Origin of the sequence: Shewanella sp. NKUCC01_JLK, from assembly GCF_019345615.1 — a bacterium.
Taxonomy (GTDB): domain Bacteria; phylum Pseudomonadota; class Gammaproteobacteria; order Enterobacterales; family Shewanellaceae; genus Shewanella; species Shewanella oncorhynchi.
The window spans coordinates 1-435 of record NZ_JAHKRD010000043.1; the positions used below are offsets into that span (position 1 = coordinate 1).

The window sequence follows — 435 nt, forward strand, 5'->3', positions numbered from 1 at the left end:
GTGTCCGTGCTGACGCCGTCGGTGACGGTGTAGGTGACAACCGGGAAGTTGCCGTTCCAGTTGGCGGCGGGCTCAAAGCTGTAGGTGCCGTTGGCATTGACCGTCAGGGTGCCTTGGCCGGCGATCACGTAGGCGGTGCCCAGGGTGAACGGACCGGTTTGTCCGGCGACGCTGAAGCTCTGAATGCTGAGCGGGCCATCGACACTGGTGGTGCCGGTGAGCAAGGAGCCATTGGTGACGCCACTGTCTTCAGCCACGGTCAGGGTTTCATCGGCATCGGTGAAGCCATCGGTGACAGGGGTCACACCGATGTTCAAGGTCGAAGTGTCCGTGCTGACGCCGTCGGTGACGGTGTAGGTGACAACCGGGAAGTTGCCGTTCCAGTTGGCGGCGGGCTCAAAGCTGTAGGTGCCGTTGGCATTGACCGTCAGGGTG

Annotated in this window: 1 protein-coding gene; it reads right to left on the reverse strand. The window is 62.5% G+C overall.

The features are described 5' to 3' along the window. A partial coding sequence (locus KO537_RS22990; RefSeq protein ID WP_219236054.1) for an Ig-like domain-containing protein occupies nucleotides 1-435 on the reverse strand: 435 nt, incomplete at both ends.